Origin of the sequence: Arenibacter echinorum, assembly GCF_003259375.1 — a bacterium.
Classification (GTDB): Bacteria; Bacteroidota; Bacteroidia; order Flavobacteriales; family Flavobacteriaceae; genus Arenibacter; species Arenibacter echinorum.
In genome coordinates, this window is record NZ_QLLN01000003.1 from 358,841 (window position 1) to 382,105 (window position 23,265).

Here is a 23,265-nt window from a genome sequence, read left to right on the forward strand (position 1 = left end):
GAACTTTTTCAATTAATTAGTTACGGCCGCCCATTGAATACAATGACCCTCGACATAAACGGGTCCTTTAAATAGGATGCATCCCCCACATTTCTTATCTGGCTTCGCAGGAATATAGAGCGCGCAATTACCACATGAATTATTAGGAACGGCAGATTGTTTTACATACCCCAAGCTTTCGCGCTTTTTAATTTCCCCGTCACTTACATCTGTTAGGTCGTTACAAGGGTCATTTAAATTGCTTTGTATCATGGTCTCACTTTCATCACCGGATGATTCATTTTTACCGCGACAGTTAAAAAGTAGCATACCCCCTAAAAATAAACAACCGCTACTAAAACATTTATTTATAAAATTCCTTCTGGAATTGTTCTTTATGCCCATTTTTAAAACTGTTTATTTAATAGATATATTTAGATGTTATTAGCAACTGTTCATATAGCATACAATTCTATTAAATCCTGGATTGCTTTAGGGGCATTGCCCTCTGCTTCCGATGAAATAGATTTTAATTTTTCTTTTAATGAATTTTCCAAGCCAGCTGATTTTTCAATTCCTTCCACCAATCCCTTAATACTTGCCGACTGCAAGCCTGCTGTATTTGAAAGTGAGGATTGGGCCAGCAAGCTTAATAACCCTGAGACCTGGTTTTTATCATTACGTGCACCAATTACATTGGAACAAGTTTCAATAAAATTCACTCTCCACGATGAGGCGTCCATAAAAAAAGAATTCCTCTCCAAGATTTTTAAAAGGTCTATACCCGAACCAGCTTCTGAGCTCAACACTGCAGTCCTGAACCATGAACTCTGACCATTTAGCTCCAAGGCTTTTGCCAGTGCGGGTATCACCGCTTTATCTTTGAATTGGCCTAAACTCAAAGTAGCTTGGAAAGCGACCCTGATCGAAGGGTCATTGATCATTTCCGCCAACTGGGATAAACAATCGGGAAAGCGTTCGGAAAGTATCGCAGCATTTTCTCTCACTCCTGCTGAAGGGTCTTTCATTGCAATCATCACAGTAACAGCATCCAGAGCATCCATTCCTTCTAAAACATATAAGGCATGTAATCTGAATCTTGGATTTTCGCTTTGGGCAAACAAGGCTCTTACTTCGGGTATTACACTTTTATCCTGGCGCTCTAAAAGAAGCCTTTGAGCTGTAAGATTCCACCAACGATTTTCATGCTGCAACGCTTTAACCAGCTCGGAAGAAGATACTTTAGTGAGATTGGGGTACACTGGCTTATAAGGACCAACATCCTTAGGTACAATTCTGTAAATACGCCCATATTCATTCCCCGCATCGAAATCCATGGTCTCTTGTAAGTCTTCAGGAATAGACATTGGAGTCTCAATATGCTGCCGGTACATGTCCATAATATACAGATAACCATCAGGGCCTACTGAAAAATTTGCAGGACGAAACCATGAATCCGTAGTTGCCATAAATTCTTTGTCTTTTTCCTTTTCTCCACGCTTTGCTACCATATAAGGTAAACTATCAACAACAGAAAGAATATCCCTGTGCACCAAGCTGCCTGCAACATCGCCTGTGAATATATTGCCATAATATTCTTTTGGAAACTTATCGCCATCGTAGTACGTACCACCTGAAGCCCCTGTAAAATGACCCCTTGCATATTCTACCCTGTCAAGGTTATTTTCCTGGTAATTCTTATTACGACGGTCAGTACGTTCCTGTCTCCAGTACGGCGTTTCACTTAACTGGTGCATAAGCGGATCATGGTCCGAAATATTTTGAATCGTGCTTTTAGCTGAAGCTGGCAGATAAGGGTTTCTTTCCAGGTATCTCAAAGGAACTACTACCTCGCGGATGTGTAAGGAATTCGCTGTAAAAAACCGATGGCCCCAATCGTCAATGGCAAGGCCAAACTGACCTGGGCCTGTACTGCGTTCAAATTCATTGCGGTCTAGCCGGAAGCGAAAATCGGCACCCTGCACATTTAGCCGGGGTGCATCGGGTCGGCGGCTAAAACTTATTTCACCTGCCTGCCCACCATTGTTTGCATAGATCCAGTTATCAATACCAAAACGAAGATCGGTGATTTGCACTTCTTCATTCTTATTAAAAAAGCCGCCAAAAAGAATCTCTTTTAAATCTGAACGTCCATCTCCATCAGTATCCTTATAATATGTGATATTGGGAGCTGCACATACCAGAAGGCCGCCCTTCCAAGGCAATATACTTGTTGCCTCCCTAAGGCTGTCTACAAAAACTGTAGACGTGTCGGCCCTTCCATCGCCATTAGTGTCCTTTAACATAACGATTTTTCCTTTTCCTTTTACAGAATCGTCCTTGTAGGCATCCAGCATGCCGACAACGTAAGCATTGCCATCTCCATCATATTGCATGGACACAGGGTCTATGACCAATGGTTCCGATGCGAATATTTCCACCTTAAAGTTTTCTGCCAACTGAAAAGTTTTCATGGACTCTTCCGGACTCAGTGGTCCTTCATACAGAGGCTTTCCCTCACAAGAAACCAAGATGATCAATATTAATATTAGGAATTGTACATTAATAGCCAAGTACCCGATTAACCTGCTACACTTATTTTTGTTCTGCCTTATTTTCTTGTGAGAGAAATTTATGGTTTTTCCTTTTTTCAGAATTAATTATTTGAAAGGTTAATATTATCCTTATAGCATAAAATTAGGTGATCAATATCCTAAAATACTAAAAAAAAGTGCATTCGGAATTATTGTTGTCCGAGGAAAATCTAAAGTAGTGAAAAAGGCCATGTTATTGCCTTATTATATAGTTTTGGGCCTCCATTAATACAACAGACTCCCTAATGGTCAAAAAAACTTAATCGGTATTTATTTAAACATCTGTAAACTTACTAAAGCTTAAAAGGATTATTTTTATAATCCGAACCAAAAATTATTATTTTGAAAAAACCAAATACTCCAACCGCCTTATTATTTGTATTAGTTGCCTTGTCACTTTTCTCGTGTGGGGACAAGACCGCAGAACAGGAAATAACAAAACCCAATATAATATACATCATGTCCGATGACCATACTACCCAGGGCTTTGGTATTTATGGGAGTAGGCTGGCCGGATTAAATCCGACCCCAAACTTGGACAAGATTGCCAACGAAGGAATAATTTTTGACAATTGTTTTGTAAACAATTCCATATGTACTCCGAGTAGGGCTTCTATTATTTCTGGACAATACCCGCAGACCAATGGAGTTTTGGACCTAGAAGGTATTATAGGGATTGAAAGACAATATCTGCCTAAAGAGTTGAAAATATTGGGGTATCAAACGGCTATTGTTGGTAAATGGCATTTACATGACGAGCCGGCAGCTTTTGATTACTATAAGGTATTGCCCGGACAAGGTGACTATTTTGATCCAGAATTTCTAGTGAGGGGTGAAAAATCATGGCCTGATAATGTGGTAAAGACAAAAGGGCATTCCTCGGATAACATCATGGATATTACCTTGGATTATCTAAAAAATAAAAGGGATCCCAGCAAACCTTTTTTCTTGATGCACCATTTTAAAGCTCCACATGACGATTTTGAATATGCACCCCGATATGAGGAATATTTGGCCGATACTTTTATTCCCGAACCGGAAAGTCTATACAATAATGGCAATAATGGATCAATAGCTACCAGGGGCAAAAACGATTCCCTTACCAGGATAATAGGATCCTCCGTTTCACACCGTAACCTAATTCGCCATCAGGCCAACAATATATATTGGAACGATACCACTGTTTATAAAAAATATAGGAATGCAAGAGATATTGCCCCATCGGAATATGTAAAGTGGGAAATGACAGCGGAAGAAAAAGACTATACCAGTAAAGTCTACCAGGATTATTTAAAGAAATACCTGAGATGTGTTAAGGGTGTGGACGATAATGTAAAGCGGTTGTTGGATTATTTAGAAGCGGAAAATCTTTTGGACAATACCATTATTGTCTATACCGGGGATCAAGGTTTTATGTTGGGCGAACACGATTACATAGACAAAAGATGGATGTACGAAGAATCCATGCGCATGCCATTTTTTGTGAGATATCCTAAATCCATTGCAGCAGGAACACGTACCGATGCTATTATCAACAACACAGATTTTGCTCCGACTTTAATTGAATTGGCAGGGGGGAAGACCCCTGATTATATGCAGGGCCACAGTTTTAAAACTATTTTGGAAACGGGACAGGAGCCTGAAGGTTGGCAACAGGCCACCTACTATCGTTATTGGATGCATATGGCCCACCGCCATCAAAACCCCGCCCACTTTGGTATTAGGACCAAGGACCATAAATTAATATTTTTCTATGGTAAATACTGGGTAGATACCGAGGATCCAAATGCTGTATGGAACAAGGATAGTTGGGGCAATGACTTTTCCAACCATACGCCTGTGGCTTGGGAGTTTTATGATCTTAAACAAGATCCGAAGGAAATGAACAATGCCTATAATGACCCCAATTATAAAGATATAATCGAGGACTTAAAGGAACAGCTGATCACGTTGCGGGAAGATCTCAACGAGACCGATGTGAATTATCCGCACATCCAAAAAGTAATTGATGCGCATTGGAATGATTGAAAATTTGGCTATTGGTATTAAAGTGTAAAGTGTGTTTTTAGAGAAATATACTATGTAATTTCTACCTAGTTGAGGCATCTATGACATTCAAGGCTTTTGTAAGGTTCCCCATAGCACCTTGCTGCCTTAATTAGCGGCTTGGTACAGATTACATTAAAGCCTTAAAAGGTTGGACTGTAAAAATGAAAAAACAAAAGCAAAAGATTTCACTATGTGCTTAGCTTAAAGCAAACGCTAGTTTGCTCCTGTACTGTAGTAGCATCGGACATTAACCAAAAATGAATAATATGAGTAATATCTTCTTCAATAAGTTCAAAAAGGTCTTTTTCATACTCTTGCTATTACAACTCTCCTGTCAGGTTTCCTCTGAAAAAAAACAGTCAGCTGAAACTGATAATTTCAGATTTATGGAACTAGGCATAGATGAATTACAACAGGGATTTAAGGACGGTAACTACACCATCAAGGAGGTGGTGGAAGCCTATTTACAAAGGATTGAGGAGATCGATAGAAGTGGCCCCTCGCTTAATTCTATAATTCAAATAAATCCTGACGCCATTAAAAATGCGGAACAGTTAGATTTGGAGATGGCTCAGGGAAACATCAGAGGACCACTACATGGAATCCCCATCTTACTAAAGGATAATATAGATACCCATGATAAAATGGCGACAACTACAGGTTCTAGGGCCCTGCTAAATTCTTACCCCTTACGGGATAGCCATGTTGCCAAACAATTGAAAGAAGGGGGAGCCATTATCATTGGAAAAGCCAATTTGAGCGAGTGGGCAAATTTCCGAGGTGAATTATCTTCAAGTGGTTGGAGTGGTGTTGGGGGACAAACCAAAAATCCGTACGTTTTAGATCGTAATCCATGTGGCTCTAGCTCTGGTTCTGCCGTTGCCGTTTCTGCCAATCTAAGCATGTTGGCGATAGGCACTGAAACCAATGGCTCCATTGTCTGTCCTTCTAATAGCAATGGTATCGTGGGCATCAAGCCAACTGTAGGCCTTGTTAGCCGCTCTGGAGTAATTCCCATCTCCTATACCCAAGATACCCCCGGACCTATGGCACGGACCGTGTTGGACGCTGCCATTTGTTTGGGAGTACTGACAGGGATTGACCCGGCCGATGAAAAAACATTGGCAGGCCAAGAGAAATTTTATAAGGATTATACACAATTCCTAAAAGAGGACGGATTAAGGGGCAAGAGAATTGGGCTATACCAAATACCGCTAGGTAAAAATTATAAAGTGGATACCTTGATGTCTAAAGCGGTAGCTTTTATGAAGCGTCAGGGCGCAGAAATCATTGATATAAATGAGATATCAAGTGCCGACGTTGGTGGTTATTCATTTCAAGTTATGTTATATGAATACAAAGACGGATTGAACAAATATTTTCGATCTCTGGGACCAAATGCAGCTATCAAAAGTTTAGAAGAGCTGATCGCATTTAATCGAAAGGATTCCATAGAATTAAAATTTTATAATCAGAGATACCTGGAGATGGCCCAGGAAAAGGGAGACCTAACTGATGGAGCTTACTTGGAAGCTTTGGCCAACATGCTAAAATGGAGTAGGGAAGAAGGAATAGACAGGATTATGAATTTACATCATCTGGATGCCATAATAGCACCCACTGGAAGCCCTGCCTGGAAAACTGATCTGATAAACGGAGATAGCTTTCAGTTGGGAAGTTCTTCTCCAGCAGCAAGAGCTGGATACCCCAATATAACGGTGCCTATGGGCTACGTTGATGAGTTACCTGTTGGTATATCTTTTTTTGGCCGCGCCTGGAGTGAGCCCGTTTTATTGGAAATAGCCTATGCCTACGAACAAGGAACTAAACATCGTAAAGCCCCTAAGTTTCTTACTCCAGAGTAATTTTGGATTAAAGCCGGTCATTTCGACCAACGAGAGAAAACTAGAGAAATCGAAGATTCAGCGAAGCTAAACCGAAGGTTCGTGAATACCAGTAAAATAAATATGTCATGAGCTAAATTAAACTTGTTGCTCAACGAAACTCTGTAGGTAATGTACCAGGTCTCTAAAATTGCAAAGATAAAGGATTACCATTACTGAACTGCACGCCTAATATTTGTGACTTCTCTCCCGATAGCAATATCGGAAACCAGAAAGGGTACTCTATCGATCTGCCTACACAACCCGAAACAACTCATTAACAATTAAAAACAAATCCCCCCCCTTAATCAATACAATTCCTCACAGAAAAAACCATGATTTTTCAACAAACTTGTTATAGTGGTTGCCGTGACCATCTGGGTTTCGACCCGGAGGATATTGTCGCAATCCTCCAGGTCAAAATTCCAATAGCCATTATTGGCAATTAATTTGTTCAAATCCGGTTTCAAGACTTTCACTTCCCGTTTACTGTTAATTGATGTCTTAAATACCAAAACTTCTTTCATGTTTCAATTCAATTAGCGTTCGTAAAATGCTGGTGGTTCTATTCCCAAAGACCTTAGATAAACGTAAGCCTGTCCCCGATGGTGAATTTCATTGTCTATAAAGTAAAAGATGGAAGACCTTACCGTACCTTCATATTGACCAAAGATTTTGATGTTCTGTTGAAATTGCTCCTCCTTGATCTGGGCCCAATAAGTATTGATTTCCATGGTAGCCTCATCCCAAAGTTCCAGCAGTCTGTCTTTTTTATTACCGTGATCCAAATGCTCGTTAAGGGTAGCTGACTTACCAGTGGCAATTTCCTTTATACCGGGTCCGGCAATTCCCAACAGCTCCATAACCATTTCGGCGAATGTGCGCATACCCCCAATAGTATGGCTAAAAAAGGCCTCTTCGGGAAAAACTTCAATAGTCCTACGTGTAAGCGCCCTATGTCCTTGCCAATGATCCAGCAATTCTTGTGATGAAATAACTTGTGGGGTCTTGTTCAATGTAGTGTGCATAGTTCTAAATTTTTATTGGTTAATATTTCATGATCAAAATTAAATATGGGTAGTGACAGCCCTGTGTCAGTAGTAAAAAAATATTTACAAAAAATTATTTAAGAATCTTATTATCAAACCATTACAGTCATTCGTACAAATCAGAAGACCAATGTTGACATAAGGTTGTCACCTAGACTCCTTTTATTTGTAAACTGATTTTAAAAGTATCGGTACGTGAAAGTTTAGCATCGTTAATCCTTTAACCATATGGACAAAACAAAGTCAATTTTTGAATTATACTTTTATTTGAAATCCTATCTTTGGGATATATGTCAGTCAATTATGGGTAGAGATACGGTAAATCGTTTTGATCGTATAGTGGCGATCTTGGTGCAATTACAATCAAAGCGTATTGTAAAGGCGCAAGAGTTGGCAGACCGATTTGAGGTAAGTTTACGAACTATTTATAGGGATATTAGAACCCTGGAAGCCTCTGGTGTCCCCATAATAAGTGAAGCGGGTGTTGGCTATTCCATTATGGAAGGCTATCGGCTACCGCCGGTCATGTTTACCCGTGAGGAAGTAGGCAGCTTTGTGGCTGCCGAAAAATTAATGCAGAAGTTTGTGGACAAGTCGCTTGGCAGCTATCATCAATCCGCAATGTTCAAGCTGAAGTCGATTTTAAGGGGAAGTGAAAAAGACTGGATTTCTGCCCTGGAGTCCCAAATATCCGTAGACCCATCACAACAGTTGTTCAATGAAGACCTGCCCAATGCACTTGAAATACTTTTTGAAAGTATAGCTGAAAAAAAGCAGGTATATTTAAGATATCACTCCATGCAGAGCGAGCACCCTTCAGATCGGCATATTGAACCTGTAGGACTATTTCATGAAAATAATTTTTGGTATGTTCTGGGATATTGTCACTATAGAAGTGATTACAGACAATTTAGAACGGACAGGATGTTGGGCATTGGAAGAACCTCTCTTTCCTTTACCGGAGAACATGGGAGTTTGGATGAGCATTTGAGCAAAGACGTTAATGTTCAAAAAACCAAGGTAAGAATATTGGTGGATAAGAACATTGCTAGGTTTATTAACAGCAATAGGAAACATTACGGCTTTGTTTCTGAAAAAGTGAAGGGCAACAAAGTGGAAATGACATTTATGACATCGGATCTAGAACATGGATTTCCTAGGTGGTATCTCATGTTTGGAGATTATGCCGAGATTATAGAGCCCGAAGTACTAAGACATCGCGTTAGGGCCATCTTGGAAAAAACGGCATCCAATCTTTAAGAAGTTTCCGTATAGTATGGGCAACTCTTTAGTCTTTTCTAGTAAATGAGGATGGTCGGGATCTGGAAAGGTCAAATGTCCTTTATTGAACGGCCACTTGGCCTATAACGCAAAGCCCGTTTTTTCGGATAGAATACTTTTAAGTTCTTCTGTAGTGGAAGCATCTATAATGTTCATTGCCTTTACTTTACAAAGTTTCTCTACCATTTCCTTACCGGCCATCGTATTGGAGGCAATACCCGTTACTATATCGGGTTTTAGGTCAAAAGCCTTCATTAGGCCATAAACGGCGTAGGGATCGGAGGCCGCTAATATGATACATTTAATTTGTTCCCTAATGGCATCTATAGCAATATCCCCATTGTAAGGCTCCAAGGGTGAAGCTCCAATTTCAACAATGGCTACATCTGCCATTTGATGTTCCATTTTACTCAACAGCTGCTGCAATTTATTCTTAAAGGCATCCTTGGGATAGATGGAAGAGGGGAGGCCTACGTCAACAAAATCCATCACTGCATCTGCACCAACATCCTTAATCGCCAATATATCCTTATAACGTCCGGCTCCAGTTAGTTTTGCACCAACTACTTTGTGGCCTGCCGCTTTAAACAGATTGGTAACAATTCGGGCAGAAGTAGTCTTTCCAGCAGACATAGAAGTACCCACAAAAAGAACGACCGGGGTAGTAAAAGGAATATTTACAGAAGGCTTAACAAAATCCTGCATGTTTAACGCCTTACCGTTCCTATGGGCGTGACCTATATATTCCAACTCCATCATATTGGGCATAAAAGCAGATTTGGAGGTCAATTTACCAAGGAGTCCTGCCCCTGTAAGTACATTCATTTTAAGGTCTTCCCCAACTTTTCGCCAGGTACCGGTAGCCTCCAGCGTTGCATAGCGTTCGCCCAAGGCACCAACTATTGACTCTCCTCCGATTACACCACGCATCCTCCCATTGGAAAGCTCCAAAAGCAGGGAGCTACTTCCAGGGTCCAAAATTTTGCAGACCACATAATCCCCAGTCTGCCATTGTTCCTTGGGTAGAGCTTTAACATTAAAATCTTTTTCCTCCAAATCGGAAATCCGGGTAAGGGAAGTATATATAAATAGATTTTTCATGCTTATCTGTTTAATGGTTCTGTCAGGAGCAATAGCGTCAATAAAGACGTGCGTTCAATTAACTTGTTTTCAAAAACATACTCATGAGGGGCATGCGCCCCGTCTCCCGGGGTGCCCAGTCCGTCCAAGGTAGCGGTAAAAATACTGGTAGTATTGGCATCGGAGCCCCCTCCAGAAGTAGCTTGCTCCAAATAGATGCCTAGTTCTCGCCCGTGTTGTTCGGCTATTTTCCACAGCTCTTGGTTACGAGGCGTCTTTTCCATGGGAGGTCGTCCAATGCCACCTTCAATGGTCAATTGTACATTGGGCAAGAAAGGTTTCAATCCCATTATTTTATTGGTAATCAGTTTTCCATCGGCATCGTTCAAAACGCGTACATCCACCACTGCTTTACTTTCCGGGGCTACCACATTGGGTGAAATACCACCCTCGATCATTCCGACATTAACGGTAATTCCTTTTTCAAAATCGTTCATCGCATATAGTTGCTGTACCTGATGGGACAGCTCCACTATGGCATTGATCCCCTTTTCAGGATCCAAACCTGCATGTGCCGCTTTTCCAGTAACGGTCAAAGTAAAACGCCCCAAACCCTTCCTAGCCGTCTTGAGCTTTCCATCTAGGCCAAGTGGAGGTTCCAGTACATAGGCCCGATTTGATATTTTGGCCAATCTTTTAATGGAATTGGTAGATTCCCTACTCCCTATTTCCTCGTCCGAATTTATAAGTATGATTGGTGTTACCTTTAAGGGAACCGGTATATCCTTCAGAGCCATTAATGAAAAATACAATTGTGTAAGGCCTGCCTTCATGTCATAGATTCCAGGTCCTTTGATCATGCCATTTTCATAAGATATTGGCATAGTCTTTATTGTATCCGTTGGCCAAACTGTATCGCAATGTCCTATTATAAGCTGTAAAGGTAGACTCCTATCCCTGTCAACGGGCCTAGCATAAAGGTAACCACCAGTATTATTGCCCGGAACCTTAATCACCTGATAACCAATATTTTCAAATTTTTCTTTTAAAAAATCGAGGATTATATGTTGCTTTTCTTTTTCCCTAGAAGGCGATTCCAAAGCAACCAGATCTTTTAGAAACTGAATTATCTTTTCGTGATGGGCCTCTAAGAACTCCCTTATATGATTCGCTATTTCTTTGTGCTCTATCATTTTTTGAAACCTTTGGGAAATGGAAAATTATAGGTCTGGGCAATAGAGGAGAACCTTCCAGGGGCTAGGTAAGCCAGTAAGGGATATTCATTTATTTGTCCCTGTTCATCCATCTCGGAAACCCTTAAATAGTCTTTATGTACAAAGGCAGTCTTGATTTTGCCCGTTATAAAACTATAGTCATCGAAACCATCTATAATTTTGAACAACTCGCATTCAAGATATAAATAGGAATTTTCAACAAATAGCGCATCTATTGTAGTAGCCTTAACTGTTGGTAATGCTTCTACAATTTGTACCGATTTTTCCAAGTCAGGGTTTCTTGGGGAAGCACCCAATGATGCTAACAAAACTTGATCGGGAATAGGAAAGCTTACAGCAAATTCCTTCTTTTCTTTTATGTTGTGATAAGTGGAATGTTTTGGTGTACATTGAAAACCAAAATAATTGGATGGTCCCAAGGGTGTAGCCATATGTTTAGGGGCCATGTCATACCCATTGCCTTCTTTGGTACCGACAATAATTAAGGGAGCAACCGTAAAGAAATAATCCCAAATAGACGAATTGGTCGATATCCGCACATAATTATCGTGTAACTGCTTTTCCATGGTAATACCTAAGGTTCCTACCAAATTTACAAAGGACAGTGGGAAATTTAACTGACATTGGTCATAAGGACATCCTTAAACCATGCCTTTATCGTGTTATATGGGCCAAAATGTTGTTCGGAAACATCTATTGGTAATTCCGTATGATTTGCGGCTTCCACAAGAAACCCCACTAAAACGGCTGGGTGCGTTGGACTATTGTTTTTCAAGGAGCCTAAGGCTTTTGAAATACGGGTATCACTAATAAGGAATTAGACCTGGTACAGAAATTTTAGCCGTTCAATATTATTGATGACCAATGAATCCATAATCATTTTTAATAACGGCTGTATAACTACAAGACAAATTTGCCATATATAGTTTTAGCGGAAAGGGGAGGGACCTATCCGCTAATTACCATATATCAATCTTAGGGCTTAATTATCTTTTCATAGGCCATCTGGTACAGATCTGTTAATTCCTTATGCGGATTCTTCTGACGGATCTTTTCCAAAAAGGCCAATAATTCTTCTCTTTTGTTGTGCTTGTGTGCATCCAAAAGGATATCCTCTATAGTATTGCTCATAATCTAGTTTTCTATTTCTTGAATTACTTTTAATGTTTTTAACATGGAATCGGGGGTTACCGAAATGGTATCTATACCTTCCTCTATCAGGAATTGCGAGAAATCTGGAAAATCCGATGGTCCCTGACCACAAATTCCCACTTTGGTCTTATGTTTTTTGGCCGAGGATATCAAGGATTTGATCATACTTTTTACAGCACAATTACGCTCGTCGTACAAATGGGCCACCAAGCTGGAGTCCCTATCCAGACCCAGGACCAATTGGGTAAGATCATTGGAGCCAATGGAAAAACCATCTATCATTGGGGCGAACTCCTCAGCTAATATTACATTGGAAGGCAATTCTGCCATCAAATAAATTTCCAGTCCCCTTTCACCTCTCTTAAGCCCATTTTCTTCCATGATCTTCAGTACTTTGATCAATTCCTGTGGGGTCCTACAAAATGGGATCATGATGGTAATATTTTCCAGACCGAATTCGTCCCTTACTTTTTTAAGGGCCTTACATTCCATTACAAAAGCTTCCTTAAAGGTTTCCGAATAATAACGAGAAGCTCCCCTCCATCCGATCATCGGGTTTTCCTCCTTGGGCTCAAAATGGTTCCCTCCCAACAGGTTGAAATACTCATTGGTCTTGAAGTCGGATAACCTGGTAATCACCCGATTGGGATAAAAGGCTGCCCCGATCTTGCCGATGCCCTGTGCCAGTTTATTGATAAAGAAAGCCTCCTCCGATTCATATCCCTTGATCAATTCGGCTATGGAAGCCGAAAGGGCCGGATCGTTCAAGGTCTTGTGCTTCAACAAGGCCAAGGGGTGTACTTTTATGTAATTGTTGATGATAAATTCTTCCCGTGCCAGACCAACTCCGGCATTTGGAATTTTCCTATATTGAAATGCCAGTTCCGGAGAACCGATATTCATTAGGACGGGGGTTCTGGTCTTCGGAAATTCCGTGTATGCGGTTTCGTGGAGCTTGTATTTTATTTTTCCCTGGTACACCTTTCCAACATTGCCCTCTGCGCAGGACACGGTAATGTCCTGTCCATTTTCCAATAGGGTAGTGGCATTGGCAGCGCCCACTATGGCAGGGACGCCAATTTCACGCGCCACAATAGCGGCATGGCAGGTTCTTCCCCCTTTTTCGGTAATAATGGCCGAGGCCTTCTTCATTAAAGGTTCCCAATCCGGATCGGTCATTTCGGTCACCAGAACATCGCCCTCCTTAAAATCTATCTCATCGGCACTGCCATCCCTTCCATCCAAGGTAAAGATCCGATATACCTTGCCGTTACCGATCTTGTCGCCTACGGCAACCCCTTCCAGAAGAAGTTTGTCCGCCAAGTGCTCCGCGTCCTCAATTTCATATTCCTTTATACTCTCTGTCTGTTCCTGGGAATGGATCGTCTCCGGACGGGCCTGAACAATATACAGTTCATTGGAAAGTCCGTCTATGGCCCATTCTATATCCATGGGGCACCAGGACCCCCGGACAGAGCTGTAGTAGTTTTCTATTTTTTGTACCCATTGCGCCAATTGTATGATCTGTGGATCCTTTAAGCAAAAAGTATCTTGGATCTTTTGATCTACAGGTACCTGTTTTACCGTTTCAAAGGGTTTATTGCCATACACCATTTTATGTGTCTTCTTGCCGAGTTTTTTATCTATAATGGCATTGAACCCCTGTTCCAAGGTGGGTTTGAACACTATGAACTCATCCGGGGAAATTTCCCCTCCCACAACGAGCTCTCCCAATCCATAGGCACCATTGATCAGCACCACATCCTTAAAACCGCTTTCCGTATCCAATGAAAAAGCAACTCCGGAAGAGCCCAGATCGGAGCGTACCATTTTTTGTACACAGACCGATAGTTTAATGATAAAATGGTCAAAGTTCCTTGAGGAACGGTATGAGATGGCCCTGTCCGTATACAAGGAGGCAAAACAGCTCCTTATAGCCGTCAAGAGCATTTCCCCTCCACGAATATTCAAATAAGTGGATTGCTGTCCCGCAAAGGAAGCGTCCGGCAGATCCTCTGCCGTTGCGGAAGAACGTACCGCAACATCGGTGGCGTCCTGACCGTACTCTTCGGATAGGACATAATAATATTCCAATATGGCCTTTTCAACGGATACGGGAAATTTTCCGTTGGAAATAAGTTTCCGGATATTGGAACCGGTTTTGCGCAGTTGGATAATGTCGGTCGTGTCCAATCCTTCCAAGGCCGCACTGATCTTTTCCTTTAAATGGTTTTCCTCAATAAACGCATCATAGGCGTCCACGGTAACGGCAAAACCATTGGGCACTTTGATGTTCTGGGAAGTAAGGTTCTGGATCATTTCGCCGAGTGAGGCATTCTTGCCCCCAACTCTCGGTAGATCATCCATTCCAACTTCACTTAATTTTTGGATGTACTCTTTTTTATTTTTCATGACACTATGCTGGTTAGTGATTTTTACGCAATCGTTTTCGTAGATTGGCAAAAAAAATTATTACACTACAAAATTTCATCAATTATCCCATGTGTACAACCAATATTAATTCAATTTATAATACTTTTTATGCCTTAATATAGTATTTTTATGTGTTGTTGAAATTTTAGTACCAACATGTGTTTTTGATGTAAGCTTTTTTTGACCCAAGCACAAATCAACAAGTTCTAAAATAATTAGGTTTTTTTAGGAAATAAAATTAGTAGGGTTACAGCCTTTAAAGAGTGATAATCATAAATCAAAAGCTTTTAAGAATTATTAATCTCTTAACCATACATTTAGATTTTCCCAAAATATATGGATGAAAAATATAGTTGCTACACTAAGGAAGCATATTATAATTTAACCATACCACACCATTATCAATAGAGCAGTAATAATTAGTACGGAAGCAGAATTCCGAAATAACCAGTGTTAAGGATAAGTTGATACTATAATATGAATACCTTCTAAAAGCAAAATGGATTATATACCCCTTTCAAAATTCACAATATATGTCCCTGAAAGATTTTAAAATAATTTCTTTAGACCTAGGTAATTAAGGCTATCATGGGCCGAATTGGTATTTTATCACATATTTTCTGAAAACGAAAAATTATCGATAATAAATACAATTCCTACTGCCACTTGGGCAAAAGAAGATTTTGAAATTGTGCATGGACACTCAATGGCAAGCTTTGCCACATTCAAAGGAAATGCCCGATAACCACGAAAAATACAGCCTAATAGAGGGGGGTAAATGATAGGTGCAATCGCTAAACGTTGGAAAGCGCCTCCATCAATTCGTTTTTCTTGTTTCTGCTCAACGGTACCTGTCTTCCTTCTACTTCAATATTTTTACTATTGAACTTTTCTACTTTTTCCAGATTCACGATATAGGATTTGTGTATCCTTAAGAATTTATCCTCGGGCAACTGTTTTTCAAAAGATTTCATGGTAGAAAGAATAACGATATTACCTTCATTCGTCACCACTTTAATATAGTCGCCAAGAGCTTCTACCCATTTTATGTCATTTAAAACAACTTTACGCTTTTTTAGATTGCTTTTTACGAAGATATACTCTTCTTCCGCGGTAAGGTTCTGGGATTGCTCATGTCTGGACACGGCTCTTTTTATGGAAGCTTCAAAACGGGCCGAGGAAATAGGCTTATATAGGTAATCGGTTACATCATAATCAAATGCTTTTAGGGCATAATCGGGTTTACCGGTAATCAAAATTACCTGCGGTGGATTTTCCAAGGATTCCAAAAGATCAAAGCCATTTATTATTGGCATTTCCACATCAAGAAAAATAAGATCAATGTCATTATTTTTGATCCCGTTATTGGCTTCAATGGCATTGCTGTATTGGGCTACCAATGCCAGGTTCGGATGTTTGTTCACTAATTGGGCTACGGCCATGCGCTGCATAGACGAATCGTCTACAATAATGCTTCTTAATTTCATAATGTGTGTCTCGTGGGTTTAAATCGAGTTGAAAATACTCAAATAGCCTTCCAAACCCTCAAAAATGATGTGAACACCACTTTAGATGTTGTGTAAATGGTGATATTTGTGGTCTAGGCATTTGGTTCAATTTGCTACATATAAAACGGCCAATTCAGATTCAGGTGCGTATTGGCCAAAAACCTTTGGGGTTCTTATACCAATTTGTTCAATAAGGATTTATGAACTAGAAAACATAGGTTAACATCGCCCTTAAACAGTCGCAGAAGGGTAGCAGGGGCTCATAATCTCTATGAAGACGTGCAACCAGTCCAATTAATATGTATTGGCCATAGGTTGGGATTAAAAAACAGTTGAAAGTAAAACTTAGTCTTATGAAGAAATTTATGAAAGTTGAAAGTGAAGGGATTTTTTTTCAATACAAAAACCTGATTTATCAAGTATCTATCCTACTACTTTTCTTGAGTAACAATACCTCCAATGCACAGGTATACTCCACCACAGATGGTCTCGCCAATTTCCAGGCAAAAATGCCCCTTAACACCTATATGGGCAAGTCGGACCAATTACAGGGTAGCATCAATTTCGAAACTGGAAAAGTTGCATTTAAGCTGCCTGTAAAATCCATTAAGACAGATAAGGACAAACGTGATGAACACATGTACGAGCTGCTGGAGGCGGAAAAAAATCCCAATGTACTTTTTGATGGGAAACTAATCGATGAATTTAACTTTGATAAAAAGGGTAATCAGACGGTCAAGGTCAGGGGCGATTTCACCCTAGCCGGAACTACTAGACAAATAACCGTTCCTTTAGAATTAGTACTTGTTTCTGAAGGTACAATTCAATTAAAAGCTTCCTGGTCATTGTTAATTACCGACTATGGTTTAGAGCGCCCAAGCATAGTCTTTATACAAGTTAATGACGAACATGACTTAAGTGTGGATGCTGTTCTAAAGGAAAAGTAAAATTCATATATATGAACCAAACAATGGCCTAAAATAGCTGGAATAATTTCAGTCCGTTTGCTTTAAGGGACTTTTCAATTATGGGATTACTCAAAGATTCATGGAGTGCATCCCAGTTATTGTGAATTAATTCCAAAACTATAGGCAAAATATTAATTATCTTTACAGTTACTTCCTCCACAGCATATCCTGAACCTAATTTGGGCCATAAGATATAGGTCCATTTTAGGAAATTGCAAGCATTAGGTTTATTAGTATGTACAATATCCTTTTAAAGTATTTATTATTCTTTGTCATAGCATGGAAGTAATCATATGCCATTACTAGCATCAAGACAAAAAACCTCAATAGACGGTATAGCCATGAAGTTCGATATATATTCACCGATGGATATTTTAAAACCCTTTATCCTACGTTACGTAATATCAGAAAATGATTTGCCAAGCGCATATAAAGTTTTTCCGTCTACTGGTTTAGTCGTCGGATTTCAATATAAAGGACTTCTTTCAACGCTAAAGGAAAATGTGGAAAACAAACTCCGTAGCGCGGGAATAACGGGAATTTCGGATAGCTATAAAACCTTTAAGAATTCCGCGGATATAGGAACAGTTTTGGTGTATTTCACCGAATTTGGATTTTGTCATTTTAATTCACATCCGGCAAACGAATTGTTCAACTTAAGCCTTCCGCTCGAGGATGTTTTTGATAAGAACAAGACAATGGAAGTTATGGAAAAATTGGTCCTTGCTACAACGGATATACAACGTGTCCAAATCGTTGAGGAATTTTTGTTATCCCAACTGAAGGACATTAAAAGAGACCTACTTATAGAAGAAGCGGTCAAAATTATTTACCAGAGTAAAGGAATAATCAGAATAAAGGACTTAAACCAAAGACTATTTATTAGTCAAAGCCCATTTGAAAAACGTTTCAGAAAAGTAGTTGGAACGACACCAAAAAAATTTACTTCCATAGTGCGTTTCAATACTGTACTTGAAAGTCTTGAAAAAACCGAATCGCTTACTAAAATCTGTTATGAAAATAATTTTTTTGATCAAGCCCATTTCATCAAAAATTTTAAGCAATTTACTGGGGATACTCCTGTAAACTTTAAGCGATTCTTGTAGATAAACGATTTTTTACAATTACATTGATTTTGGTCGTTGCACCTTTGAACTGTAATCTTAATTTAATGACAATGAGAAATCAACAACTTCTTTTTACAGGAGATCAAATTAGTGGAGCACATAGCAAAGTAAAATCGGGTGCAGACTTTCCTGCATACATTCAGGATCTAAAAGAATTAGGGGTTACCCATTATGAAACATTTGTGCATGACGGACATACGGATTATTTTGGCTACAATGGCCACAAAATAACATCTGCCCCTAAGTACTCAAACTTACCCATTACAGAAACATCAAATAAAAAGCAATTTCAAACGGACTTAAAACTTCATCAGGAAGGTAAAACAGATTATCCAACTTTTTGCAAAGACTGTGCAGAATCGGGTATTAAAAAATGGGCTGTCCATATAACCAAAATGACCTGTACATATTACGATAAAGCAGGTAATAGAATATTGGTAGAGCAAATTCCGAAATAAAACCGGTAACAACATTTTATAAAAATAAAAGCGGCTTTGGTACTTTTTCAAAGTCGCTTTTTTATATTTACGGGCAGTCCCTAATGGTAAGGAAACAATATAAAATTTGTAACCAATCTTTTACACTCCTTGGCATCAAGGATGACCAAAACACTGTTAACCTTTATAGAAAGAGAATTAGATACTATGAAAAATGTTACTTTTTTAATTGTCGGATTATTGCTTTGAACTCTTACAGTAAATGCGCAGGATAGAAATATTGCTGTGGACACCACTGTAATAACTGCCCACACCGCAACAATTAATGGCGCTAAAATAGCATATACTGCAACAACAGGGATGCAGCCCGTTTGGGATGAATCAGGAAAACCAATCGCTACGCTTTTCTATACTTATTACAAAAAAACGACCAGCGAAAACCTTGATCGCCGTCCTTTATTAATTTCATTCAATGGAGGGCCCGGTTCAGCTTCTGTTTGGATGCATATTGCCTACACTGGTCCAAAAGTGTTGAATATCGATGACGAAGGATACCCCGTTCAACCTTACGGGGTTCGTGAAAACCCCTATTCCATTTTGGATGTTGCGGACATAGTCTATGTAAATCCAGTAAACACCGGGTATTCCAGAACAATTCCAATTAGCGGGGATGAAGTAAAAAGAGATAAGTTTTTTGGGATAAATGCAGATATAAAATATTTGGCCGAATGGTTGAACACTTTCATTACCCGAAATGAACGATGGACTTCCCCTAAATATCTTATAGGAGAAAGTTATGGTGGTACCAGAGTAGCCGGACTGGCATTGGAATTACAGGAAAAACAATGGATGTATCTCAACGGTGTAATAATGGTTTCTCCTGCAGATTATAAGGTATTTAAATCTGACAGCCCAATTTCATCATCTTTTAATCTGCCGTATTTTACAGCGGCCGCATGGTACCATAAAGCTCTTCCGGTTGCCCTACAACAAAAGGACCTATTGGATATATTGCCCGAAGCCGAAGAATTTACTTTAAACACCTTAATGCCAGCATTGGCCAGGGGAGGTTCTCTACCTATAGCCGAAAAACAAAAAATAGCGACAAAGATGGCCTACTACTCAGGTCTTTCTGAAAAATCCATATTGCAGCACAATCTAGATGTACCAACAAATTTTTTCTGGAAAGAATTGTTACGGGATAAAACTGGCAACACTATTGGTAGATTGGACTCGCGCTATTTAGGTCTGGATAGGGCAGAGGCTGGCACAGAGCCCGATTACAATGCGGAACTTACCTCATGGTTGCACTCCTTTACACCGGCCATCAATTTTTACATTCGGGAGAACTTAAAATTCAAAACCGACATAAAATACAATATGTTTGGACCTCTACACCCTAGGGACGATAAAAACAATAATACCAGGGAGAACTTAAGAAAAGCAATGGCCGTTAACCCATATCTCAATGTGCTGTTTCAGACAGGTTATTTTGACGGTGCTACCACATATTTCACCTCCAAATATACCATGTGGCAAATAGACCCAAGCGGAAAAATGAAAGATCGTTTAAGTTTTAAAGGGTATAGAAGTGGACATATGATGTATTTACGTAAGGCAGATCTAAAAACCGCGAATGATGATATAAGGGAGTTTATCAAAAAAAGTTTGCCAAATGGGCAATCAGCTAAATATTAATTGCTTTTTTTTGGATAGAAACTATTTTAGGACATGCACATTTCCTATATGGACAATCTAATTTTACACACCCGTTAAACACCAAGGCCAGCTAAGGTATAGTGGTCTTTTGTCGGCTTATATAGTAATCGGCAATGGCAACATGCAAAAGTTTATATACTTGTGTGCTTCCTTAGCCTATAATGGCTTACCTTTTTTTGATATTGATTTCCCGAAGCCCAGATGCAATTGACTTAGGTCATTGTACAGGCTATTCTTTTTATCCAACTTTAGTAAAAAAGTAATCTTATGGGAACAATAGAAACATTTGATACCCACGTATCGGAATATGAGCAATGGTATAAAGACCATCCAGAAGTATATGAGTCCGAAATTTTAGCATTGAAGGAACAATTTCAAAAATTACCACAAAATCTTCATGGTATAGAAATAGGTATTGGCACTGGAAGGTTTGCGGAACCCCTAGGCATTAAGGAAGGTATTGAACCTTCCAAGGAAATGGCCAAATTGGCCATAAAAAGAGGAATCGAGATTATGGATGGTACTGCAGAACGATTACCGTATGGTGATATGACCTTCGATTTTGTCCTGTTCGTTACTATATGTTTTTTAAAAGATGTGAAAAGAGCCTTTCGCCAGGCACACAGGGTTCTAAAACCAAATGGTGCAGTAATTATAGGCTTTTTGGATAAAGATGGATCGGTAGCCAAGGAATACGAACAAAAAAGGAACCGAAGCTATTTTTATAAGGACGCCCATTTTTATTCCGTTGATCATATCTCAAAACTGTTGAGCCAGATTGGATTTAAAAATATAGAATACAATCAGACCCTTTTCGGTGATTTGGATACCATAAACAAGGTTCAAATACCCAGACCAGGTTTTGGCGAAGGTTCGTTTGTTGTGGCTAAGGCGACCAAAAAGTGAAGTTCCAATATTTTGCCCATACGGCCGACATTCGTATGAAAGTGGAAGGCAATAGTTTTAAGGAACTTATGGTGGCCGGGGTATTGGGTATGGCCAACATATTAAAAGAGGATATATGTGATACGGAGGACTCTTTTGATATAAAATCCAATATTGCACTAAAGGCCACAGATCCGACCTGTCTTTTGATCGATTTCTTATCCGAAGTACTGTCCCACTCCTATTTGGAAAAGTCGATTTATTGCAAAGTGATCTTTATAAAACTTACGGCCACGGATGTCATTGCGGATATTTATGGAAAAAAAACAATAGGTTTTGATGAAGAAATAAAAGCCGTTACCTACCACGAGGCAGAAGTAGTTAAAACAAGAGGAAATACATGGGAAACATTCATAATTTTTGATATTTGAAAAATGAAAATAAACAAACAGGATATTATTAAGAAAGAGGATTTTCTATGGGAAATACCTCAAACCTTTAGACCTCAAATGCTGGTTCCCGCAAGGGTAATTGCCTCAGAGACCTTATTGGATGCCATTATGGAGGATAGATCTCTGGTACAATTGGTCAATGTGGCTTCCTTGCCCGGTTTAATAGGCGCCTCACTTGTAATGCCAGATGTTCACGAGGGTTATGGCTTTCCCATTGGTGGCGTGGCAGCGACACTATATCCCAATGGGGCCATTTCACCAGGAGGGATTGGATATGATATAAACTGTGGTGTACGTCTACTTACTTCGCAACAAAATGCAGAGGAAATAAAATTTAAATTGGAAGAATTATCCAAAGAAATGTATGCACAAATCCCTTCCGGAATGGGTAAAGGCGGACAAATAAACCTTAATCCCAAAGAAATGGACGAGGTGTTGACCAAGGGCGCGGAATGGGCTGTGGATAATGGTTATGCCGATAAGGAGGATTTGGCTTATATGGAAAGTAATGGTAGGTTGGATAATGCGGATCCAGCAATGGTTTCGGAAATGGCAAAAAAAAGGGGCTCAGATCAGTTGGGGACCATTGGATCCGGGAACCACTTTGTTGAGGTAGATTATGTAGATGAGATTTACGATCCCATAGCTGCCGAGGCTTATGGCCTCTCAAAAGGACAGGTTGTGGTACTGATACACACCGGATCCAGAGGGCTAGGACACCAAGTGGCAACGGATTATATTCGCGAAATAATGGCTGCAATGCCCAATTACGGAATCAAGGTGCCCGATAGGGAGCTGGCCTGTGTACCATTCAATTCCCAAGAAGGAGAAAATTATTTTAAAGCCATGTGTGCAGCGGCCAATTTTGCATGGTGCAACAGGGAGATCATCTCATGGGAGGTGAGAAAGGCCTGGAAAAATGTTTTTGGTGCTGATGTAGACCCGTTAAAGCTAATGTATGACGTGGCCCACAATATTGCCAAAATTGAAACACATCAGGTTGATGGGGAAAAATTGAAGGTTTTGGTTCACCGAAAAGGAGCCACCCGTGCCTTTGGACCAGGGTTTGAAGACCTACCCAAGGAGTATAAACACATAGGACAACCCGTCATAATCCCAGGTAGTATGGGTACCAGCTCTTATATATTGGCAGGTGCCAATAGGAGCGAAAAAATTTCCTTTGGATCTTGTTGCCATGGAGCTGGAAGAAAATTGTCCAGAACGGCTGCCAAAAAACAGGTGAATGCCCCGGTACTCAAAGAAAAACTCAAGGAAATAGGCATCTATGTACAGGCAGGTTCCTTTAAGGGTATAGCAGAGGAGGCGCCTATTGCCTATAAGGATGTTGATGAAGTGGTGGAAACCATTCAAAACTCCGGAATTGCCAAAAAGGTGGCAAAATTAAGGCCAATGGCAGTTGTAAAAGGATAGTTT

20 protein-coding genes are annotated in these 23,265 nt (G+C 39.9%); 10 read left to right on the top strand and 10 right to left on the bottom strand.

Annotated features, from left to right (window positions below; all coding sequences use genetic code 11):
• Positions 1 to 12: 12 nt before the first annotated feature.
• Both LV92_RS08670 and LV92_RS08675 read right to left on the bottom strand, forming a co-directional pair.
• Positions 13 to 384, bottom strand: a complete 372-nt coding sequence (locus LV92_RS08670) for a high-potential iron-sulfur protein (protein ID WP_111623254.1) — start codon at positions 382 to 384, stop codon at positions 13 to 15.
• Between the two features lie 50 nt (positions 385 to 434).
• Positions 435 to 2,552 carry a PVC-type heme-binding CxxCH protein gene (locus LV92_RS08675; RefSeq protein WP_449371721.1) on the bottom strand — a complete coding sequence of 706 codons (2,118 nt, stop codon included), beginning with the start codon at positions 2,550 to 2,552 and terminating at the stop codon, positions 435 to 437.
• Positions 2,553 to 3,032: 480 nt separating this feature from the next.
• On the opposite strand from LV92_RS08675, the gene LV92_RS08680 reads away from it, so the two are divergent.
• Both LV92_RS08680 and LV92_RS08685 read left to right on the top strand, forming a co-directional pair.
• The gene (locus tag LV92_RS08680) at positions 3,033 to 4,601 is read left to right on the top strand and encodes a sulfatase family protein (protein WP_245946336.1); all 1,569 of its coding nucleotides are present in this window, start codon (positions 3,033 to 3,035) and stop codon (positions 4,599 to 4,601) included.
• Between the two features lie 287 nt (positions 4,602 to 4,888).
• The gene (locus LV92_RS08685; RefSeq protein ID WP_211322951.1) at positions 4,889 to 6,487 is read left to right on the top strand and encodes an amidase; all 1,599 of its coding nucleotides are present in this window, start codon (positions 4,889 to 4,891) and stop codon (positions 6,485 to 6,487) included.
• A gap of 326 nt (positions 6,488 to 6,813) precedes the next feature.
• Here the strand turns inward: LV92_RS08685 and LV92_RS08690 are convergent, their stop codons facing one another.
• Together LV92_RS08690 and LV92_RS08695 are read right to left on the bottom strand one after the other, a co-directional pair.
• Positions 6,814 to 7,032 (bottom strand): hypothetical protein, encoded by a 219-nt coding sequence (locus LV92_RS08690; RefSeq protein WP_111623257.1) that lies wholly within the window; start codon positions 7,030 to 7,032, stop codon positions 6,814 to 6,816.
• Between the two features lie 12 nt (positions 7,033 to 7,044).
• Entirely contained in the window at positions 7,045 to 7,533 is a 489-nt protein-coding gene (locus LV92_RS08695) for a DinB family protein (RefSeq protein ID WP_111623258.1), read from the bottom strand.
• 324 nt (positions 7,534 to 7,857) lie between these two features.
• Here LV92_RS08695 and LV92_RS08700 point away from each other — a divergent pair, with 324 nt between their 5' ends.
• The gene (locus LV92_RS08700; protein WP_111623607.1) at positions 7,858 to 8,814 is read left to right on the top strand and encodes a helix-turn-helix transcriptional regulator; all 957 of its coding nucleotides are present in this window, start codon (positions 7,858 to 7,860) and stop codon (positions 8,812 to 8,814) included.
• Positions 8,815 to 8,916: 102 nt separating this feature from the next.
• On the opposite strand, the gene LV92_RS08705 is transcribed toward LV92_RS08700, so the two are convergent.
• The 6 genes from LV92_RS08705 to LV92_RS08725 form a co-directional block, all read right to left on the bottom strand.
• On the bottom strand, positions 8,917 to 9,936 hold the full coding sequence (locus LV92_RS08705; RefSeq protein ID WP_111623259.1) for a hypothetical protein: 1,020 nt from the start codon (positions 9,934 to 9,936) through the stop codon (positions 8,917 to 8,919).
• 2 nt (positions 9,937 to 9,938) lie between these two features.
• Positions 9,939 to 11,108, bottom strand: coding sequence for a M20 family metallopeptidase (locus tag LV92_RS08710; protein ID WP_111623260.1), 1,170 nt, complete (start codon positions 11,106 to 11,108; stop codon positions 9,939 to 9,941).
• A complete protein-coding gene (locus LV92_RS08715; RefSeq protein ID WP_111623608.1) occupies positions 11,105 to 11,716 on the bottom strand; it encodes a flavin reductase in 612 nt (203 codons plus the stop codon). Before LV92_RS08715 ends, LV92_RS08710 begins: the two co-directional genes overlap by 4 nt.
• A 409-nt stretch (positions 11,717 to 12,125) precedes the next feature.
• The gene (locus LV92_RS21770; RefSeq protein WP_170126303.1) at positions 12,126 to 12,281 is read right to left on the bottom strand and encodes a hypothetical protein; all 156 of its coding nucleotides are present in this window, start codon (positions 12,279 to 12,281) and stop codon (positions 12,126 to 12,128) included.
• Positions 12,282 to 12,284: 3 nt separating this feature from the next.
• A complete protein-coding gene (ppsA, locus tag LV92_RS08720; RefSeq protein ID WP_111623261.1) occupies positions 12,285 to 14,714 on the bottom strand; it encodes a phosphoenolpyruvate synthase in 2,430 nt (809 codons plus the stop codon).
• Between the two features lie 815 nt (positions 14,715 to 15,529).
• Entirely contained in the window at positions 15,530 to 16,222 is a 693-nt protein-coding gene (locus tag LV92_RS08725; RefSeq protein ID WP_111623262.1) for a LytR/AlgR family response regulator transcription factor, read from the bottom strand.
• A 374-nt stretch (positions 16,223 to 16,596) separates the two neighbouring features.
• Between LV92_RS08725 and LV92_RS08730 the strand changes: the two genes are divergently transcribed.
• The 7 genes from LV92_RS08730 (at position 16,597) to LV92_RS08760 (ending at position 23,262) form a co-directional block, all read left to right on the top strand.
• The gene (locus LV92_RS08730; protein WP_245946310.1) at positions 16,597 to 17,190 is read left to right on the top strand and encodes a YceI family protein; all 594 of its coding nucleotides are present in this window, start codon (positions 16,597 to 16,599) and stop codon (positions 17,188 to 17,190) included.
• Between the two features lie 314 nt (positions 17,191 to 17,504).
• Entirely contained in the window at positions 17,505 to 18,317 is an 813-nt protein-coding gene (locus LV92_RS08735) for a helix-turn-helix domain-containing protein (protein ID WP_211322952.1), read from the top strand.
• 71 nt (positions 18,318 to 18,388) lie between these two features.
• A complete protein-coding gene (locus tag LV92_RS08740; RefSeq protein ID WP_111623263.1) occupies positions 18,389 to 18,796 on the top strand; it encodes a DUF1398 domain-containing protein in 408 nt (135 codons plus the stop codon).
• 264 nt (positions 18,797 to 19,060) lie between these two features.
• Positions 19,061 to 20,473, top strand: coding sequence for a S10 family peptidase (locus LV92_RS08745; protein WP_449371722.1), 1,413 nt, complete (start codon positions 19,061 to 19,063; stop codon positions 20,471 to 20,473).
• 288 nt (positions 20,474 to 20,761) lie between these two features.
• A complete protein-coding gene (locus LV92_RS08750; RefSeq protein WP_111623265.1) occupies positions 20,762 to 21,400 on the top strand; it encodes a class I SAM-dependent methyltransferase in 639 nt (212 codons plus the stop codon).
• Complete coding sequence (locus tag LV92_RS08755; protein ID WP_146613526.1) at positions 21,397 to 21,810, top strand: archease; 414 nt, start codon at positions 21,397 to 21,399, stop codon at positions 21,808 to 21,810. Before LV92_RS08750 ends, LV92_RS08755 begins: the two co-directional genes overlap by 4 nt.
• A 3-nt stretch (positions 21,811 to 21,813) precedes the next feature.
• Positions 21,814 to 23,262 (top strand): RtcB family protein, encoded by a 1,449-nt coding sequence (locus LV92_RS08760; protein ID WP_111623267.1) that lies wholly within the window; start codon positions 21,814 to 21,816, stop codon positions 23,260 to 23,262.
• Positions 23,263 to 23,265 lie beyond the last annotated feature (3 nt).

Excerpts from the sequence above, each read along its gene's own strand:
- LV92_RS08670 (WP_111623254.1), bottom strand. The coding sequence starts at position 384 with ATGGGCATAAAGAACAATTCCAGAAGGAATTTTATAAATAAATGTTTT.
- LV92_RS08680 (WP_245946336.1), top strand. The coding sequence starts at position 3,033 with ATGTCCGATGACCATACTACCCAGGGCTTTGGTATTTATGGGAGTAGG.
- LV92_RS08685 (WP_211322951.1), top strand. The coding sequence starts at position 4,889 with ATGAGTAATATCTTCTTCAATAAGTTCAAAAAGGTCTTTTTCATACTC.
- LV92_RS08690 (WP_111623257.1), bottom strand. The coding sequence starts at position 7,032 with ATGAAAGAAGTTTTGGTATTTAAGACATCAATTAACAGTAAACGGGAA.
- LV92_RS08695 (WP_111623258.1), bottom strand. The coding sequence starts at position 7,533 with ATGCACACTACATTGAACAAGACCCCACAAGTTATTTCATCACAAGAA.
- LV92_RS08700 (WP_111623607.1), top strand. The coding sequence starts at position 7,858 with ATGGGTAGAGATACGGTAAATCGTTTTGATCGTATAGTGGCGATCTTG.
- LV92_RS08705 (WP_111623259.1), bottom strand. The coding sequence starts at position 9,936 with ATGAAAAATCTATTTATATATACTTCCCTTACCCGGATTTCCGATTTG.
- LV92_RS08710 (WP_111623260.1), bottom strand. The coding sequence starts at position 11,108 with ATGATAGAGCACAAAGAAATAGCGAATCATATAAGGGAGTTCTTAGAG.
- LV92_RS08715 (WP_111623608.1), bottom strand. The coding sequence starts at position 11,716 with ATGGAAAAGCAGTTACACGATAATTATGTGCGGATATCGACCAATTCG.
- LV92_RS21770 (WP_170126303.1), bottom strand. The coding sequence starts at position 12,281 with ATGAGCAATACTATAGAGGATATCCTTTTGGATGCACACAAGCACAAC.
- ppsA (WP_111623261.1), bottom strand. The coding sequence starts at position 14,714 with ATGAAAAATAAAAAAGAGTACATCCAAAAATTAAGTGAAGTTGGAATG.
- LV92_RS08725 (WP_111623262.1), bottom strand. The coding sequence starts at position 16,222 with ATGAAATTAAGAAGCATTATTGTAGACGATTCGTCTATGCAGCGCATG.
- LV92_RS08730 (WP_245946310.1), top strand. The coding sequence starts at position 16,597 with ATGAAGAAATTTATGAAAGTTGAAAGTGAAGGGATTTTTTTTCAATAC.
- LV92_RS08735 (WP_211322952.1), top strand. The coding sequence starts at position 17,505 with ATGCCATTACTAGCATCAAGACAAAAAACCTCAATAGACGGTATAGCC.
- LV92_RS08740 (WP_111623263.1), top strand. The coding sequence starts at position 18,389 with ATGAGAAATCAACAACTTCTTTTTACAGGAGATCAAATTAGTGGAGCA.
- LV92_RS08750 (WP_111623265.1), top strand. The coding sequence starts at position 20,762 with ATGGGAACAATAGAAACATTTGATACCCACGTATCGGAATATGAGCAA.
- LV92_RS08760 (WP_111623267.1), top strand. The coding sequence starts at position 21,814 with ATGAAAATAAACAAACAGGATATTATTAAGAAAGAGGATTTTCTATGG.